The organism is Paraburkholderia silviterrae (genome assembly GCF_004353915.1).
GTDB classification, from domain to species: domain Bacteria; phylum Pseudomonadota; class Gammaproteobacteria; order Burkholderiales; family Burkholderiaceae; genus Paraburkholderia; species Paraburkholderia silviterrae.
The window spans coordinates 1-15471 of the sequence record NZ_SMRP01000016.1 but is presented as its reverse complement, the minus strand read 5'-3'; the positions used below and the strand labels follow the sequence as shown (position 1 = coordinate 15471).

General features: G+C 64.7%; 13 protein-coding genes and 1 pseudogene. 6 read left to right on the top strand and 8 right to left on the bottom strand.

Going from position 1 to position 15471, the window contains the following annotated elements; genetic code table 11:
• Position 1: 1 nt before the first annotated feature.
• Together EYW47_RS26135 and EYW47_RS26130 are read left to right on the top strand one after the other, a co-directional pair.
• Positions 2 to 952, top strand: coding sequence for a LysR substrate-binding domain-containing protein (locus EYW47_RS26135; RefSeq protein ID WP_133197741.1), 951 nt, complete (start codon positions 2 to 4; stop codon positions 950 to 952).
• Between the two features lie 84 nt (positions 953 to 1036).
• Positions 1037 to 1495 (top strand): excisionase family DNA-binding protein, encoded by a 459-nt coding sequence (locus EYW47_RS26130; RefSeq protein ID WP_133197740.1) that lies wholly within the window; start codon positions 1037 to 1039, stop codon positions 1493 to 1495.
• Between the two features lie 126 nt (positions 1496 to 1621).
• Here EYW47_RS26130 and EYW47_RS26125 read toward each other — a convergent pair whose 3' ends face one another.
• From EYW47_RS26125 to fae, 3 genes are read right to left on the bottom strand one after another with little or no spacing between them, the layout of a single operon-like run.
• Positions 1622 to 3076, bottom strand: a complete 1455-nt coding sequence (locus EYW47_RS26125; RefSeq protein WP_133197739.1) for an NAD-dependent succinate-semialdehyde dehydrogenase — start codon at positions 3074 to 3076, stop codon at positions 1622 to 1624.
• Positions 3073 to 4092, bottom strand: coding sequence for an aldo/keto reductase (locus tag EYW47_RS26120; protein ID WP_133197738.1), 1020 nt, complete (start codon positions 4090 to 4092; stop codon positions 3073 to 3075). Before EYW47_RS26120 ends, EYW47_RS26125 begins: the two co-directional genes overlap by 4 nt.
• A gap of 29 nt (positions 4093 to 4121) precedes the next feature.
• Positions 4122 to 4643 carry a formaldehyde-activating enzyme gene (fae, locus tag EYW47_RS26115; protein ID WP_133197737.1) on the bottom strand — a complete coding sequence of 174 codons (522 nt, stop codon included), beginning with the start codon at positions 4641 to 4643 and terminating at the stop codon, positions 4122 to 4124.
• A 390-nt stretch (positions 4644 to 5033) separates the two neighbouring features.
• On the opposite strand from fae, the gene EYW47_RS26110 reads away from it, so the two are divergent.
• The 4 genes from EYW47_RS26110 (at position 5034) to EYW47_RS26095 (ending at position 9098) form a co-directional block, all read left to right on the top strand.
• A complete protein-coding gene (locus EYW47_RS26110; protein WP_133197736.1) occupies positions 5034 to 5999 on the top strand; it encodes an ABC transporter permease in 966 nt (321 codons plus the stop codon).
• A gap of 101 nt (positions 6000 to 6100) precedes the next feature.
• A complete protein-coding gene (locus EYW47_RS26105; RefSeq protein WP_133197735.1) occupies positions 6101 to 6925 on the top strand; it encodes a quaternary amine ABC transporter ATP-binding protein in 825 nt (274 codons plus the stop codon).
• A 9-nt stretch (positions 6926 to 6934) separates the two neighbouring features.
• The gene (locus EYW47_RS26100) at positions 6935 to 8098 is read left to right on the top strand and encodes an MFS transporter (protein ID WP_133197734.1); all 1164 of its coding nucleotides are present in this window, start codon (positions 6935 to 6937) and stop codon (positions 8096 to 8098) included.
• Between the two features lie 121 nt (positions 8099 to 8219).
• The gene (locus EYW47_RS26095; protein ID WP_205710161.1) at positions 8220 to 9098 is read left to right on the top strand and encodes a LysR substrate-binding domain-containing protein; all 879 of its coding nucleotides are present in this window, start codon (positions 8220 to 8222) and stop codon (positions 9096 to 9098) included.
• Here EYW47_RS26095 and EYW47_RS26090 read toward each other — a convergent pair.
• The 5 genes and pseudogenes from EYW47_RS26090 to EYW47_RS26070 all read right to left on the bottom strand — a co-directional run.
• On the bottom strand, positions 9071 to 10759 hold the full coding sequence (locus tag EYW47_RS26090) for a GMC family oxidoreductase (RefSeq protein ID WP_133197732.1): 1689 nt from the start codon (positions 10757 to 10759) through the stop codon (positions 9071 to 9073). The genes EYW47_RS26095 and EYW47_RS26090 overlap by 28 nt on opposite strands.
• Positions 10760 to 10776: 17 nt before the next feature.
• Positions 10777 to 11994: a mandelate racemase/muconate lactonizing enzyme family protein gene (locus EYW47_RS26085; RefSeq protein ID WP_133197731.1), complete on the bottom strand. Its 1218-nt coding sequence runs from the start codon at positions 11992 to 11994 to the stop codon at positions 10777 to 10779.
• 3 nt (positions 11995 to 11997) lie between these two features.
• Entirely contained in the window at positions 11998 to 13362 is a 1365-nt protein-coding gene (locus EYW47_RS26080) for an MFS transporter (protein ID WP_377785044.1), read from the bottom strand.
• 131 nt (positions 13363 to 13493) lie between these two features.
• Positions 13494 to 14915, bottom strand: a complete 1422-nt coding sequence (gene aldA / locus EYW47_RS26075) for an aldehyde dehydrogenase (RefSeq protein ID WP_133197729.1) — start codon at positions 14913 to 14915, stop codon at positions 13494 to 13496.
• A 255-nt stretch (positions 14916 to 15170) separates the two neighbouring features.
• Positions 15171 to 15471 (bottom strand): annotated as a pseudogene (locus tag EYW47_RS26070) (urocanate hydratase); the annotation flags it as partial.

Sequence of the window (15471 nt, the reverse complement as noted above, 5' to 3'; positions counted from 1 at the left end):
CATGCGCCGCCTTCCCTCTCTCTCGGCACTGCGCTCATTCGAAGAAGCCAGCCGGACCCTCAGTTTCACGAGGGCGGCGCAGAATCTGCACGTCACGCAAGGCGCAATCAGCCGGCAGATTCGCCTGCTCGAAGACTATCTCGGCACGCCGCTGTTCATGCGGCATCATCACCGGCTCGAAATCACCGCCGCAGGCAAGCGCCTGCTGCCCACGCTGCAGGCCGCGTTCGACAGCATCGCTCATACGCTGGACACCATCCGCGCCGATCCGTCGAACAGCCTCCTCACCTTGAACGCGGCGCCCACGCTCGCCACGCGCTGGCTCACGCCGCGCCTGCGAGACTTTCAGGCGCGCCATCCCGACCTGCGCATCTCCATCACGAACGAGTACGGAGCGCTGCACGGCAGCGAACGCAACGAGGATTGCCAGATCCGCTTCGGCATGGAGCCGCTACCGGGAGGACAGAGCACGCTGCTCATGCGCGAGCGCCATGTGCTCGTGGGCTCGGCGCGCGACTTCGACGCACCGCCCGCGGACGAAGACGCACTGCGCGCCATCCTCGCGCTGCACCCGTGGCTCTATATCCTCGACATTGACCGTCGCTTGCTCGTGTGGGAAGCATGGCTCGAAGCCGCGAAGCTCGACGTGGAAATGGCGCCGCGCGGAGAGATGGAGTTCAGCACGCTCGATCAGGTCATTCATGCGGCGGTGGCCGGACTCGGCATTGCCATCGCGGACCGGCACATGATCGAGCAGGAACTCGCGAATGGCACGCTCGTGCAGCTGAGCGCAATCGAAGTGGATGGGCCTGCGGGCTATTGGCTCGACGTACGGCCGGAAGTGCAAGAGACGCTGCGCGTGCGCAATTTCAGCGGTTGGCTCGTCGAGCATCACGCGGCGGGAGCTTCTGAAGCGAAGGGGCACGCTGCGCTCATTTCGCCCACGCCATAGCCCGCCACGCCTGGCACCGCGTTTCGATTATTGCGATTTCGATTATTTCGATTTAGAATCGCGATATTGAGCCAGGAGTCCCTTATGAACACCACGAAACACCCTACGCCACTTCCGTCAGAGCAGGAGGCAGAACTCGCCCGGGTGTCGGGACGGGATCTTTCGGTCGTCCTGTCGAGCCGTGCCGAAACTCAGCAGTTCGATTTCAAGGACGACAGGGGCGAGACGCGCACCGTGACGCTGCCGACGTCGTTCGTCCGGCTGATGGTCGAGGCGCTCGCGGAGATCGGACAAGGCAACGCGGTATCGCTCATTCCAATCCATGCCGAACTGACGTCGCAAGAAGCGGCGGACGTTCTCAACGTTTCGCGCCCGTACTTGATCCAGCTACTCGACAAGGGCGAAATCCCCTACCGGAAGGTGAATACGCACCGGCGCATCCGCTACGATGACGTACTCGCTTACAAGAATCGCGTCGATGCCGACCGTCGTGCGGCACTGGAAGAACTTTCGGCGCTCCACCAGGAAATGGGATTGGAGTAAATGGCATCGAGCTTCACGGTGGTCTATGACGCGTGCATTCTTTATCCGGCTGCCGCGCACGGCCTGACGCAAACTATTTCGATTGTCAGGCCGTACGCTGCCGCTATCTAAGATCCGCTGGCAGGATCACCCCAACCCACCCATCATCATGTACTTCGTTTCGAGGTACTCATCGAGTCCGTACTTCGAGCCTTCGCGCCCGAGCCCCGACTCCTTCACGCCGCCGAACGGCGCGACCTCCGTCGAGATGATCCCTTCGTTGATGCCGACCATGCCGCTTTCCAGCGCCCCAGCAACGCGCCACACGCGGCCGATGTCGCGCGCATAGAAATACGCGGAAAGCCCGAAATCGGTATCGTTCGCCGCCTGGATCGCCTCTTGCTCGGTGTCGAAACGGAACACGGCCGCCACCGGGCCAAAGGTCTCTTCGTTCGCGAGCATCATGCCGCCGTGCGCGCCCGTGATGACGGTCGGTTCATAGAACGTACCGCCGAGCGCATGCCGGCTGCCACCGCATACGATGGTGCCGCCCTTCTCGCGCGCGTCGCTCACGTGCGCCTCGACCTTGCGCAGCGCGGCGCCGTTGATGAGCGGCCCTTGCGTCGCGCCTGGCTCCATGCCGTTTGCAACGCGAAGCTTGCGCACCGCAGTGACGAGTTTCTTCACGAACGCGTCATGCACGCCCGACTGCACGTAAAAGCGGTTCACGCACACGCAGGTCTGCCCGGTGTTGCGGAACTTCGAGGCCATCGCGCCCTCCACCGCGGCATCGAGATCGGCGTCGTCGAACACGATGAACGGCGCGTTGCCGCCCAGCTCCAGCGAGACCTTCTTCACGCTATCCGCGGCGGCGCGCATGAGCAGCTTGCCCACGCGCGTCGATCCCGTGAACGAGATCTTGCGCACGGCCTTCGACGCCATCAGCGTGTCGCCGATCGCAGGCGCGTCGCCGGACACCACGTTGAACACGCCGCGCGCAATACCGGCCTCCTCGGCCAGCACCGCCAGCGCGAACGCGCAAAGCGGTGTTTCTTCGGATGGCTTGAGCACCATCGTGCAGCCCGCCGCCAGCGCAGGGCCCGCCTTGCGCGTGACCATCGCGAGCGGGAAGTTCCACGGCGTGATGGCGCCGACCACACCCACGGGCTCCTTCGTCACGATGATGCGCGAGCCCTTCTTCGGCGCGGGAATCACGTCGCCGTACGCGCGCCGCGCTTCCTCCGCAAACCAGGTGAGGAAGCTTGCCGCATAGGCCACTTCGCCGAGCGCCTCCGCATACGGCTTGCCCTGCTCCGCGGTCATGATGCGCGCGAGATCTTCGCGATGCGCGAGCATCAGTTCGCCCCAGCGGCGCACCTTCTCGCCGCGCTCGGCGGCCGTAGCGTCGCGCCACGCGGGAAACGCCTGGGTGGCCGCAGCCACGGCCTGAAGCGTCTCGCGCGCGCCCGCACGAGCAACCTCCACCAGCGCTGCGCCACTGGCCGGGTCGAACACCGTGTAGGTCGCGTCGCTCGCCACCCACTCTCCGTCGATGAAGCTCGACGTGCGCCACAAGCGCGCTTCAGTCAGGCCGCCGATCATGCCGCGATCTCCAGCCGGCGGGCCGCGCGCGGCACGCGCGGAATGCGCGCCGTCACATAGTCGTTGATCACGTCGCACGGCGTGTAGTTGCGATCGAGCTCGTAAAGCTCGCCAGCATCGAGTTGCGTGTCGAGCGCCGCGAGCGCGCTCTCGAACTGCGCGACCGTGTCGGCGCCCACCAGCATCGACGCCACGCCCGTGCGGCCCAGCACCCACGCCTGCGCGATCTGAGCACACGAGACCCCGCGTGCATCGGCGACTTCGGCTACCGAGCGCGCGATCTCGCGCGAAACCTCATCGTCGTACATCTGCACGGTGAAGAAGTCGGTCTGGTTGCGCACCGACTTCGCGTCGCCCGAAAGCAGGCCGCGCGCGAGCGGGCTGAACACCGAAACGCCAATGCCCTGATCCTGGCAAAACGGGATCATCTCGCGCTCTTCCTCGCGGTACGCGCAGTTCAGCTGCAGCTGCATATTGATCGGGCGTGCGAAGTTATAGCGCTCGCAGGCCTGCAGGATCTTCGCGAACTGCCACGTGAACATGGTCGAGACGCCGATATAGCGCGCCTTGCCCGCGCGCACGATATCGTTGAGCGCATCCATGGTTTCCTCGACGGGCGTATTCACGTCGAAGTAGTGGAGCATGTAGACGTCGACATAATCGGTCTGCAGGCGGCGCAGCGAGCCGTCGATGCCATCCATGATGTGCTTGCGCGAATGGCCCTGGTTATTGACGCCGTTGCCGATGGGATAGCCCACCTTGGTCGTGAGCACGAGCTCGTCGCGCTTCGCAATGCGCCGCACGATGCGCCCGACCACTTCCTCGCCCACGCCAGTCGAATAAAAATCCGCGAGGTCGATGAAGTTCACGCCCGCTTCGAGCGCGCGGCGCACGATCGGCTCGCTCTGCTCTTCGTTGTAGATCCACGGCTTCCAGTCGGGCGTGCCCATGTTCATAGTGCCGAGGCACAGGCGCGACACCTTCAGGCCCGAGCGGCCGAGTTGCACGTATTGCATCGTAGTCCTCTGATAACGGTAGTCGCGACTCAGGCAGCACGAGCCTTGGGCGTGTAGAACGGATTGCTGATCTGGTCTTTGATCTTCGCGACGTCGTCGAGCTTGGGGAGCCCGTTCATCGCCGCGCGAATCGCCGTCTTGCAGGCCGCGTAATTGTTCTCGTAGACGGCGTCGAGGTCGTCGCACGACCAGTTCACCCAGTTCGCGGTGACGATGCACCACTCGTTCTCGGCCTCGGGCGGCAGCGTGCCGTCGAGCATCGCTTCGGTCACCGCCTTCGCAATGGCCGCCTGGGAAGCGCCCCAGGTGGCGTTGCCGTGCAGATCGCCGCGGATATCGGCTTTATTCACATAGAGCGTGGCGGGCTTGACCGGCACATTGGGCTGCGCCACCACCATGAAGGGCACGTGACCCTGCGAAGGCGACGAGAGGCTGTTCGTGAACGCCTGCCCTACCGGGCCGCTACGCGGGCCGATCATGATGTTGATGTGAGCGGCGTTTACGCCTGGTCCTGCGAAACCCTCACCGATATAGACTTCCAAGGCTTTCATGGCTGACTCCGTCTCCAGTTTCGTTGTGTGCCGCAGCGCAGCATGCTTCATCGATGCGGCCTGCGCGTCGAGACGAATTGCAGCACACGCGAAAGGCGCCTAAAAGCTATGAAATCTCATGGGGGCATGAGGCGGATTCATTGCCATGAGATCAGGTAATGCTTCGATGACTATTCGTGGCTTCGCAACCCAAAACGCTCCCGGTAGACTCTGTTCGCACCGGTTAAAAAGACATGGCCCGCGCACCTGCGCAGAGGCCCATAGATACATAGGAGACACGACATGAGACGTATCACCCACGCGAGCCCCCACACCTGAGCGCCCTCCCCGCACCGTGAAGCGATCGATGCAGCAAGGCATCGCCCCGTCATACGCAGAATGAGGCTCACCATGGGATCTCCCTTCCTTCACCTGTCGATTTCCGACTGGGTCAACGATCAGGTCACCGCGTTCGTGCAGCAGCACGGCGACACGTTTCATAACTTCAGCGTCCTGATGCTGCGCCACGTGCTCGTGCCGCTCGAGGGCCTGCTGCGGGCGACGCCGCCGCTGGTCATACTCGCCGCCGTGGGCCTGCTCGCCTGGCACGCGTCACGCCGCATCGGCGTGGCGCTCCTGTTCGTCGCCCTGCTCTGGCTGATCGGCTGCTTCGGGCTGTGGGACAAGCTCATGCAGACCTTCGCGCTGATGGTCGTCGCCACGCTCATTTCGGTGATACTCGGCGTGCCCATCGGCATCCTTGCGGCATCGAGCAGCTCGCTGCGCCGCGTGCTGCTGCCCGTCCTCGACGTGATGCAAACGCTGCCGAGCTTCGTCTACCTGATTCCAGTGCTGATGCTGTTCGGCCTCGGCAAGGTGCCCGCGATTCTCGCGACCGTCGTCTACGCGCTGCCGCCGCTCATCCGCCTGACCGATCTCGGCATTCGCCACGTGGATAGCGAGATCGTCGAAGCCGCGCGTGCGTTCGGCACCACGCGCATGCAACTGCTGTTCGGCGTGCAGTTGCCGCTCGCGCGGCCGAGCATCATGGCCGGCATCAACCAGACCACGATGATGGCGCTTTCGATGGTGGTAATCGCCTCGATGATCGGCTCGCGCGGCCTCGGCGAGGACGTGCTTGCGGGCATCCAGACGCTCGACGTCGGCAAGGGCACGCAGGCCGGCATCGCCATCGTGATCCTCGCCATCGTGATCGACCGCATCAGCCAGGGCTACGGCCAGGGGCGCCGCACGCGCGGTCTGGCACGCAAGTCGAAGCAGCCCTCCCGAGTTCCGTTTCGCCGCGCCCGCGATCAGGAAAGCAGCGACGCCGATGCGGCCGGGACCGGCGACCTGAGCAGCCAGCCGGCCAAATAACGGCAACGCAGGACGAACAACGGACGCAATTGCATTGGCGCTGGCATCATGCGAGAGACGCAGGAGACGGCGCACTCCGAACACGCAATGAGGTAACGAACATGAGCGGCATCGAAGTCAAACACGTCTACAAGATTTTTGGCGCGCGCGACGCGGGCCAGCGCGCGCTCGAGCTGCTGCGCGGCGGCGCGAGCAAGGCCGAGGTCCTCGAAAAGACACGCTGCAACGTCGGCCTGAACGACGTGAGCCTGTCGATCGGCTCGGGCCAGATCTTCGTCATCATGGGGCTCTCGGGCTCGGGCAAATCCACGCTCGTGCGCCACTTCAACCGGCTGATCGAGCCTACCGTGGGCGAGATCCTGATCGACGGCAACGACGTGCTCAAGCTCTCCGATAGCGGCCTGCGCCATCTGCGCCGCTACGGCGTGAGCATGGTGTTCCAGAGCTTCGGCCTGCTGCCGCACCAGACGGTGCTCAACAACACCGCCTACGCGCTCGTCACGCGCGGCGAGAAGAAGGCCGCCGCGCACGCGAGCGCGCGGGAATGGCTCGCCAAGGTGGGACTCGACGGCTACGCCGACCACTACCCCGACGAACTCTCGGGCGGCATGCGCCAGCGTGTCGGCCTCGCCCGCGCGCTGGCCGCGAACACCGACGTGATCCTGATGGACGAGGCGTTCTCCGCGCTCGATCCGCTGATCCGCACGGAGATGCAGGACCAGCTCCTCGAACTCCAGAAGACGCTCAAGAAGACCATCGTGTTCATCACGCACGACCTCGACGAGGCGCTGCGCATCGGCAACCAGATCGCGATTTTGCGTGACGGCCGCCTGATCCAGTGCGGCACGCCCGACGACATCCTGCATCGCCCCGCCGACGACTACGTGCGCCGCTTCGTGGAGCGTCGCGCCGGCGTGACGCACTAAGCGCGGCGCATGCGGGCGCTCATAGGCCTGCTGGGCGGCTACACGATTCTCGTCTGCGGCAACAGCCTGCTCACCACGCTGATTTCGCTGCGCATGCTCCAGGCGCAGCACACTGCGCTCGGCGTCGGCCTCGTGCAGTCGTGCTATTACGTCGGCTTCATCGTCGGTGCGCTCGGTCTCGGTCCGCTCGTGGCGCGCATCGGGCCGCAGCGCGCGTTCATCGGCTTCGGTGCGCTCGCAGCCCTCGCGGCGCTCGGCTATCTGTCCTTCGATTCGCCCGACATCTGGGCCGTGCTGCGGCTCGTGACGGGCTTCAGCATGGTTGGCGTATTCACGTCGATCGAGAGCGGTGTCAACAGCGCCGTACCCAACGGACAGCGCGGGCGCGCGTTCGCGTTCTATCTCGTGCTCACCTACCTCGGCGTGAGCATCGGCCAGTTCCTGCTCGGCGTGAGCGCCCCCGGCAGCAATCTCGAGCATGGGCTTGTGAATGGTCTCTTTGTCGCCGGCCTGATTCCCGTGGCGCTGATCGGCGACTGGCAACAAGCGATGCCGCCGCCCGCTGCTGCCATGGTAAGCGCCTCGCCGCTCGCGACACCCAAGCGCCCCACGCTGCTGCTCGACGGTCTGCGCGAGCTGCACCGCGTAGCACCCCGAAGCGTTCCCGCTTGCATCTGCGCGGGGCTGCTCTCCAGCACGTTCTATGCGCTCACGCCGGTCTATCTCGCGCGCATCGGCTTTCCGGCGGGCGACATTTCGCGTGTCATGGGCATCGTGCTGATCGGCGCGCTGCTCTCGCAGTGGCCCGTGGGCCGCCTGTCCGACCATCTCGGGCGGCGCGCCACGCTCGGCGCGGTTTCGCTCGTCGCAGCGCTCGCGGCGGCGGCGCTGATCGTGATGCGCGCGCCGTTGCTGGTCGATGTCCTGCTGTTCCTTTACGTCGCGCTCACCTTCACGCTCTACGGCGTGATCGTCTCCGACGTGAACGACCACGTCGACCAGGCGCGCCGCGTGCAGACGAGCGCCACGCTGCTGCTCGTGTTCTCGCTGGGCGGCGCGGCCGGGCCGACCATCGCTTCGATCTTCATGCGGCTCGTCGGCCCGGGCGGCCTCTACGTCTTCGCGCTCGCCGTCACGCTCGGGCTTGCTGCGCTCTCACGCGCGCGGCGCTGAACGGCGCGCCACCCGTGCGCCGGATCGCCGCTGCGCCTCGCTCACCGGTATACTCCGTCGTTTTGGCGCCCCGTCATTTCGAGATGGCGCGGCCCGCGAGGAGACAACCTTGAAGCGAAAAATGCCGGCGCTGAACGCGCTGAAGGCATTCGAGGCGGCAGGCACCAGCGGCAGCTTCACCCGCGCCGCCGAACAGTTGAACGTGACACAGAGCGCCGTGAGCCGCCAGGTACGCCAGCTCGAAGAGCAACTTGGCGAAACCCTGCTCGAACGCCACCATCACCGGCTGGAGCTCACCGACGCCGGCCGCACGCTCCTGCGCACGCTGCAGCAATCGTTCGACCGTATCGAACTGACCGTGCGCACGATCCAGCAAAAGAGCGACCTGAACCGCCTGCGCGTGAATGCGCCGCCCACCTTCGCGAGCCGCTGGCTCGTGCCGCGCCTGACGAAGCTGCACGCGCGCCATCCCACGCTCGAATTGAGCCTCACGACACACTTGCAGGACAGCCTCGCCGATTCCACCGCGCTCGATTGCGCAATCCGTTTCGGCGACGGCGAATGGGCAGGACTCGAAAGCTCGCTGCTGATGCACGAATCGCACATCGCGGTCTGCGCGCCCGCGCTGCTCGCGAACGGCCCGCTCGACCTCACAAAGCAAACGCTATTGCACGTGCTAGCCGGCGAAAATCAGCGCTATCTCACGTGGCGGCACTGGCTGGATGCCGCGCGCATCGAAGATGTGGACACGTCGGGCGGCTATGAATTCGATCTGCTCGATCATGCGATCCGCGCGGCGATCGAAGGACTCGGCGTGACCATGGCCGACCGCAACATGATCGCGCGCGAGTTGGCCGAAGGGCGGCTCGCACCGGTGCGGGACGTCCATGTGGACGGGCGCCAGTCGTACTGGTTCGTGGTGCGGCCCGAACAGCAAGGGTCCAGGCCGCTCCAGCTGTTCCGGCAGTGGCTTCAGGAAGAAATCGCCGCGGCCCGTTGAACGTTGGCCGCCAGACTGCGCGCGGCAATGTCATGCTCCGCATCTTCGATGATCATCTGCGCGCCCTTTTCCGCGACCATCATGGTGGGCGCGTTCGTATTGCCGGACGTGATGTTCGGGAAGATGGACGCATCCACCACGCGCAAAGCCTCGATGCCGTGCACGCGCAGGCGTGCATCGACCACGGCCGTGCGCGGATCGGGCCCCATCGCGCAGGTGCCGCACAGGTGGTAGATCGAGCCGCTCTGCTCGCGGAAGAACTTGAGCATGCTGGCGTCGTCGGTCACGTCGCCGGCGGGCGTCACCTCTTCCACTGTCACTTCCTGCAACGCGCGCGCCGTCATCAGCTTGCGCACGAGACGGCTGCCCGCGACCGCCTCGTCGCGATCCTTCTGCGTCGAGAGATAGTTGCCGCGAATCTTCGGCGCGTCGTCCACATTCGCCGACGCGATCTCGATCGAGCCGCGGCTCGTGGGCCGGCACGGATTGAAGCAGACGAGAAAGCCCGAATACGGCTCCGGGGTGAGCTGCGCGCGATTCGATTTAGGAATCCGATACGAAAGCGGATTGAAATACACCTGCATGTTCGGATGCGCTTCGTTCACGCTGGTGCGGAAAAAACCGCCCGACTGGTTCACGCTCATCGAGAACGGACCCGTGCGCTTGAGAAGGTATTGCAAGCCGAATTTGAGCTTGGTGGTCCAACTGCTGAACGCGTCGTTGAGCGTCTTCATGCGCGAGCGATAGTAGAAGCTCACGCACAGATGGTCCTGCAGGTTCTGGCCCACCGCCGGCAGCTCGTGAATCACCTCGATGCCATGCTTTGCGAGCAGCGCACGCGGGCCCACGCCTGAGAGCTGAAGCAGCTTGGGCGAATCGACCGCGCCCGCCGCGACTATGACTTCGCGGTTCGCATGGAACGTGCGCTTCGTGCCCTGCTGAATGATCTCCACACCGGTCGCGCGTCGCTTCCCGGTTACCGCGTCGCCATCGAACAGCACGCGCGATGTGTGCGCATGAAGCTCGATCTTGAGATTCGGACGATGCCCCGCGCGATGCAGATACGCGAAGCTGCTCGATGCGCGCTGGCCGTCGCGCGTGTTCACATCGTAAATGCCCACGCCTTCGAGTCGCGCGCCGTTGAAGTCGTCGTTGCGCTCGTAGCCGAGCTGCGTGCAGCCTTCGATGAAGGTCTGGCAAATCGGATGCGCGCCGTCCTTCATTGGCGTAATGCGCACGGGGCCGTTCGCGCCGTGCCACATCGTGTCGCCGAGCGGATGCGATTCGAGCTTGCGAAAATACGGCAACACGTCCTGGTACGACCAACCCGGATTGCCCGCCGCGGCCCAGTCGTCGAAATCGCGCTGGGCGCCGCGCACATAGATCATCGCGTTGATCGAGCCCGAGCCGCCCTGCACCTTGCCGCGCGGCGCGTAAATCTGGCGCCCGGCCAGCTCGGGCTCTGGCTCACTGCAATACATCCAGTTGTGCTTATCGTTGTAATACAGCTTGGCGAAGCCGATGGGTATTTTGAACCAGAACGAATCGTCGGAGCCGCCCGCCTCGAGCAGCAGCACCGAATGGCGCCCCGAAGCCGAGAGCCGCTCGGCGAGAATGCAGCCTGCCGAGCCGGCGCCGACGATGATGTAGTCGTAGTTCATCTGTTTGCTCCCACGGATCAGCCGCGTGCGGGCGAGGTGTCGCGCACGTCGGCCGGCTGGCTCGCCATCTGCAGATGCAGACGCTTGCCGGTGTATGGCGAGTGCGCGCGCACGACGTCCATGTCGAGTTCGACGCCCAGACCCGGCGCCTTCGACGGAATGATGTAACCGTCTTCCCACTGGATCGGCTTCTTGAGGATCTGCGCGTGGAAGCCATCCCACGTGCCGATGCTTTCCTGAATCAGGAAGTTCGGCGTGCAGGCCGCAATCTGGATGCTCGCCGCCGCGCCAATGGGCCCGTTATAGAGGTGCGGCGCGATCTGGGCGTAATGTACTTCGGCAAGCGTTGCGATCTTCTTGGCCTCGAGCAGACCGCCCACGCGCGCAACGTTCATTTGCAGGATCGACGCCCCGCCCGCCTGCAGCAGCTTGTGGAATTCATACTTGGTGGTGAGACGCTCGCCGGTCGCAATCGGAATCGACGTGTGCTTCGCCACGTTGGCGATAGCCTCTTCCTGGCCCGGCGGCACCGGCTCCTCGAACCAGAGCGGGTCGTACTTTTCGAGGCGCTTCGCAAGCCGGATCGCCGACGAAGGCACCATTTGCCCGTGCGTGCCGAACAGCAGGTCGGCCTTGTTGCCCACGGCTTCGCGCACCTTGCGACAGAACGTTTCACAGCGGTCGAGCACTTCGAGCGAAAGCTGATGCCCCGAGTAGGCCGTGTACGGTCCCGCCGGATCGAACTTGACCGCAGTGAAGCCACGCTTCACATTTTGAGCGGCGCATTCGGCGGCGAGATCGGGATCGTCGTAATCGTATTCGCCCTTCGCGTTCGTCGGATAAAGATAGGTATACGAACGAAGACGCTCGTTCACCATGCCGCCGAGCAACTCATACACCGGCTTGCCCGCCGCCTTGCCGACGATGTCCCAGCAAGCCATTTCGAGTCCGCTCACGATACCCATCATCGTGAGGTCCGGGCGCTGCGTGAAGCCGCTCGAATACGCCTCGCGGAACAGCCGCTCGACGTGGTGCGGATCGTGATCGAGCAGATAGCGCGAGAAAACGTCCTCGATGGCAGGCACCATCACATCGGGATGAAAGGTGGCGGCATAGATTTCACCGACACCCTCGATGCCGCAATCGGTCTGCAGCGTGACGAAGATCCAGTACATGCCGCCGAGGTGCGGAGGAGGCACCGCGACGACATGCGTTTGCATGGCGACGACTTTCATGGTTCAGGCAGATTCAGACAGAGTGGAAACGGGAGATGCGTGAGACATGCGCTTGAGCACGAGCGCGGCAATGCCGCCGAGCGCGCCGATCACCGCGATGTAGGCAAAGTAGAACTGGTAACCGAGCAGGCCCGCGTAGTGCTCCGTGAAGTAGCCGTTCACGAGCGGCAGGAAAATATCCGAGGAATAGCCGACCAAAGACACGAGGCCGATTGCAAGGCCCGTGATGCGCATCGGGATCGCACAATAATCGAGCAGCGTCCAGTAGAGGCCGCGAATCGCATAGGTCATGAGGCCGATGAAAAGCACGACGGCGCCAAGCAGCGCCATGTTGCGCAGCGCCGGCAGCACGATCAGGCCCACCAGCCCTGCAACGGCGAGGAACATCGCCCAGATCAGCACGCGCAGGTTCGAGAAGCGGTCGCCGAGAAAGCCGCCGCCGATGCCGCCGATCGGCCGCATCCAGAGCTTCGCCGTGGTCACCATGCCGGCGGCCACCACGCTCATATGCAACTCGCCTTGCTGGAGATACGCGGAGAAGCTGTACGTCGCCCAGAAGATCTGATAGCCGCAGAACACGACGGCCGCCATGAGCCAGAGTTGCGGAATCGATGCAAGCGTCCTGAGATCGCGCCAGAGCGAACCGTGCGTATTTGCCCCGGCCGCATCGGCCGATTTGCTCGCGGCATCGGCGGGCGTGGGGGCCGGATCCTTGAAGAACGTCATCGCCGCACCAAGCGCGATACACGTGAAGGAATACATATAAATCACGTGGCGCAGGCCGGCGGCCTCGCCGAGCCCCGAACCGGTGGCGGCGGCAAAGAGCGCAAGCGCCGCGGTCGCGAGCAGCGCCTCGACGAGCCCGCGCCCGCCGTCGAGCAGCCCGAAAAACCGGCCCTGCTCGTTCGGCGCCGCAATCATGCGCACGCGCTTGAGCACGGATGCCCAGAACGTGAGACCCGTCGTGAGGCCCCAGCAGCAGAAGATCACGAGCAGCACATTGAACGCCGGCGCCGTTGAATACCAGAGGCCCAGTGCGCCGGTGCCGATCAGCGAGAAACAGATCAGCAGGCGCGGCGCGACGCGGTCGGCGAGCCAGCCGCTCGGCAGATAGGAGACAAAGAAGACGATGCCGAGCACCGAGTAGAGGTAGCCCAACTGGGTGTTGTCGATGTGCAGGACATCGAGCATCGTGGTCTGATAGACCTGACGCAAATACAGAAGCGGATAGATTCCGCCGGCGGCCAGCACGAGCAGCAGCAACTGGACATAGCGCTGCGGCGAGCCCGTGGTTGCGGGTGCGAACGAAGCAATATCGGCGCGCGGCGAGCTTGCGGGCGCGTTGGGCTTGGCGATGGACTTCTGCAAGGCGGTCTCCATTTCGCAGGCTCGCTCGCATGGGCACCCGGCGTGGGACCCTGTTTGCGGTCTACGTTTATTCAGGCGGGCGTTCGTTGCAGCGAACGCCCATCAACACATTCAATCAGTAAGACGAATCATCAAAACGGCATGACGACGAGGCGCGTCTGCGTGAATTCGAGCATGCCGTGCTTGCCGTCGTCGCCGCCGAGACCCGAGCGCTTCCAGCCGGCGTGGAAGCCCTGGTAAGGGTCCGCGGGCGTGCGGTTCACATAGAGCTCGCCCGCCTCGATCTCGTTCGCGACCAACATGGCCGAGCGATAGCGCTCCGTATAGAGCACCGAGGAGAGACCGAACTGGTGGTCGTTAGCCATGCGAAGTGCGTCTTCGAGCGTTTCGTAAGCAAGCACCGGCAGCACCGGACCGAAGATCTCTTCCTGCACGATCTCCATGTCCTGGCGGCAGTGGCTCAGCAGCGTGGGCGGATAGAAGTGGCCCGCGCCTTCCGGCAGATAACCGCCCGTCTCGATCACGGCGCCTTCGGCCACGGCGCGCTCGACCATCGCATGGACCGAGGCGCGCGCCTGCGCGTTGACGAGCGGCCCCATGCGGGAGGGGTCGACCGAGCGGTCGCCGAAGGTCACGGCGCTCATCTTCTCGCGCAGCAGCGCAACGAAGCGCGCATGCACGGACTCCTGCACGTAGACGCGCTCGATGGCCGTGCAGAGCTGGCCGCAATGGGTTGTCTTGGAGCGCACGATGGCCGTGGCCGCGGCTTCGAGATCGGCGTCGGCCTCGACGATCGCCGGGGTCTTGCCGCCCAGCTCGAGCGAAGGCTTCGCGATGTTTTCCTTGCAGTAGTCGAGCACCTTGCGGCCCGCGGCCACACTGCCCGTGAGCGTGATCATGCCGACGCCCGGATGCGTGCACAGCACGGCAGCCGTGTCATGGTCCATCGCGAGCACGTTGAAGATGCCCGGCGGCAGGCCTGCGTCCTGGGCGGCGCGCGCCACTTCGAACGCCGAGCACGGCGTGTTGTTGCTCGGGCGCGCCACGACGGTGTTGCCGGTGATGAGCGCCGGCGCGATTTTGCGCAGCAGCGTGTAGATCGGGAAATTGAACGGGATCAGGCACGCGGCCACGCCGATGGGCTCGCGCATCAGGATCAGGTTTTCGTTTGCGCTGTCGCTCGGGATCACCTCGCCCTCGATACGGCGCGCCCATTGCGCGTGGTAGCGCAGGATCTCGGCGGCGTAGTGGGCTTCGGAGGTGGCGTCGGCGACGCTCTTGCCGGACTCGGCGGCGAGTACCGCGCCGATGACGGGGGAACGCGCATCGATGGCGTCGGCGAAACGGGTCAGGATCGCACCGCGCTCGGCGGCGGGCAGACGGCGCCAGGCGCGCTGGGCCTCTTTCGCGGCCTCGACGGCGCGGACGGCGTCGGCAGCGGTCGCCGCGCTCACGTGGCCGATCAGTTCGGCTTTCGCCGGGTTGTAGACGGCGATGCGCTGCGCGTCCACTTCAAGAAACTGCCCGTTAATGAAGTTGTAATCTGATCGCATAGTGTGATGCCGATTCGTCGCCACGTCTGGGAATGGAGGCAGTATCCCGGGGCGATGAAGGCGTCACAAACGATTAATTGTCGAGGGGAGCATGCGGAAAACGCATGGTTCGAAGTGGGCTGTCAGAACACGTGAGCACGAAGTGAAGTGCGCACTGGCCGCCCCAAAAAAAAAGCGCCGCGCAGCTACTCCAGCCGCACGACGCCCTTCTCATTTACCACACGCACCGCCCCGCCAGCGGTGCGTGCAAACCACTTACTTGCCCAGCATCGGCAGCTTGAGACCCGCTTCACGCGCCGTCTGCTGCGCGAGCTCGTAGCCTGCATCCGCGTGGCGCATCACGCCCGTCGCCGGATCGTTCAGCAGCACCCGGCCCAGACGCTCGTGCGCCGCCTGCGTGCCGTCGGCCACGATCACCACGCCCGAGTGCTGGCTGAAGCCCATGCCCACACCACCGCCGTGGTGCAGCGACACCCACGACGCGCCGCCTGCCGTGTTCAGCAGTGCGTTGAGCAGCGGCCAGTCGCTCACGGCGTCCGAACCGTCCTTCATCGAC

Coding starts and splice junctions, on each gene's coding strand:
- EYW47_RS26135 (WP_133197741.1), top strand. CDS start 2: ATGCGCCGCCTTCCCTCTCTCTCGGCACTGCGCTCATTCGAAGAAGCC.
- EYW47_RS26130 (WP_133197740.1), top strand. CDS start 1,037: ATGAACACCACGAAACACCCTACGCCACTTCCGTCAGAGCAGGAGGCA.
- EYW47_RS26125 (WP_133197739.1), bottom strand. CDS start 3,076: ATGATCGGCGGCCTGACTGAAGCGCGCTTGTGGCGCACGTCGAGCTTC.
- EYW47_RS26120 (WP_133197738.1), bottom strand. CDS start 4,092: ATGCAATACGTGCAACTCGGCCGCTCGGGCCTGAAGGTGTCGCGCCTG.
- fae (WP_133197737.1), bottom strand. CDS start 4,643: ATGAAAGCCTTGGAAGTCTATATCGGTGAGGGTTTCGCAGGACCAGGC.
- EYW47_RS26110 (WP_133197736.1), top strand. CDS start 5,034: ATGGGATCTCCCTTCCTTCACCTGTCGATTTCCGACTGGGTCAACGAT.
- EYW47_RS26105 (WP_133197735.1), top strand. CDS start 6,101: ATGAGCGGCATCGAAGTCAAACACGTCTACAAGATTTTTGGCGCGCGC.
- EYW47_RS26100 (WP_133197734.1), top strand. CDS start 6,935: ATGCGGGCGCTCATAGGCCTGCTGGGCGGCTACACGATTCTCGTCTGC.
- EYW47_RS26095 (WP_205710161.1), top strand. CDS start 8,220: ATGCCGGCGCTGAACGCGCTGAAGGCATTCGAGGCGGCAGGCACCAGC.
- EYW47_RS26090 (WP_133197732.1), bottom strand. CDS start 10,759: ATGAACTACGACTACATCATCGTCGGCGCCGGCTCGGCAGGCTGCATT.
- EYW47_RS26085 (WP_133197731.1), bottom strand. CDS start 11,994: ATGAAAGTCGTCGCCATGCAAACGCATGTCGTCGCGGTGCCTCCTCCG.
- aldA (WP_133197729.1), bottom strand. CDS start 14,915: ATGCGATCAGATTACAACTTCATTAACGGGCAGTTTCTTGAAGTGGAC.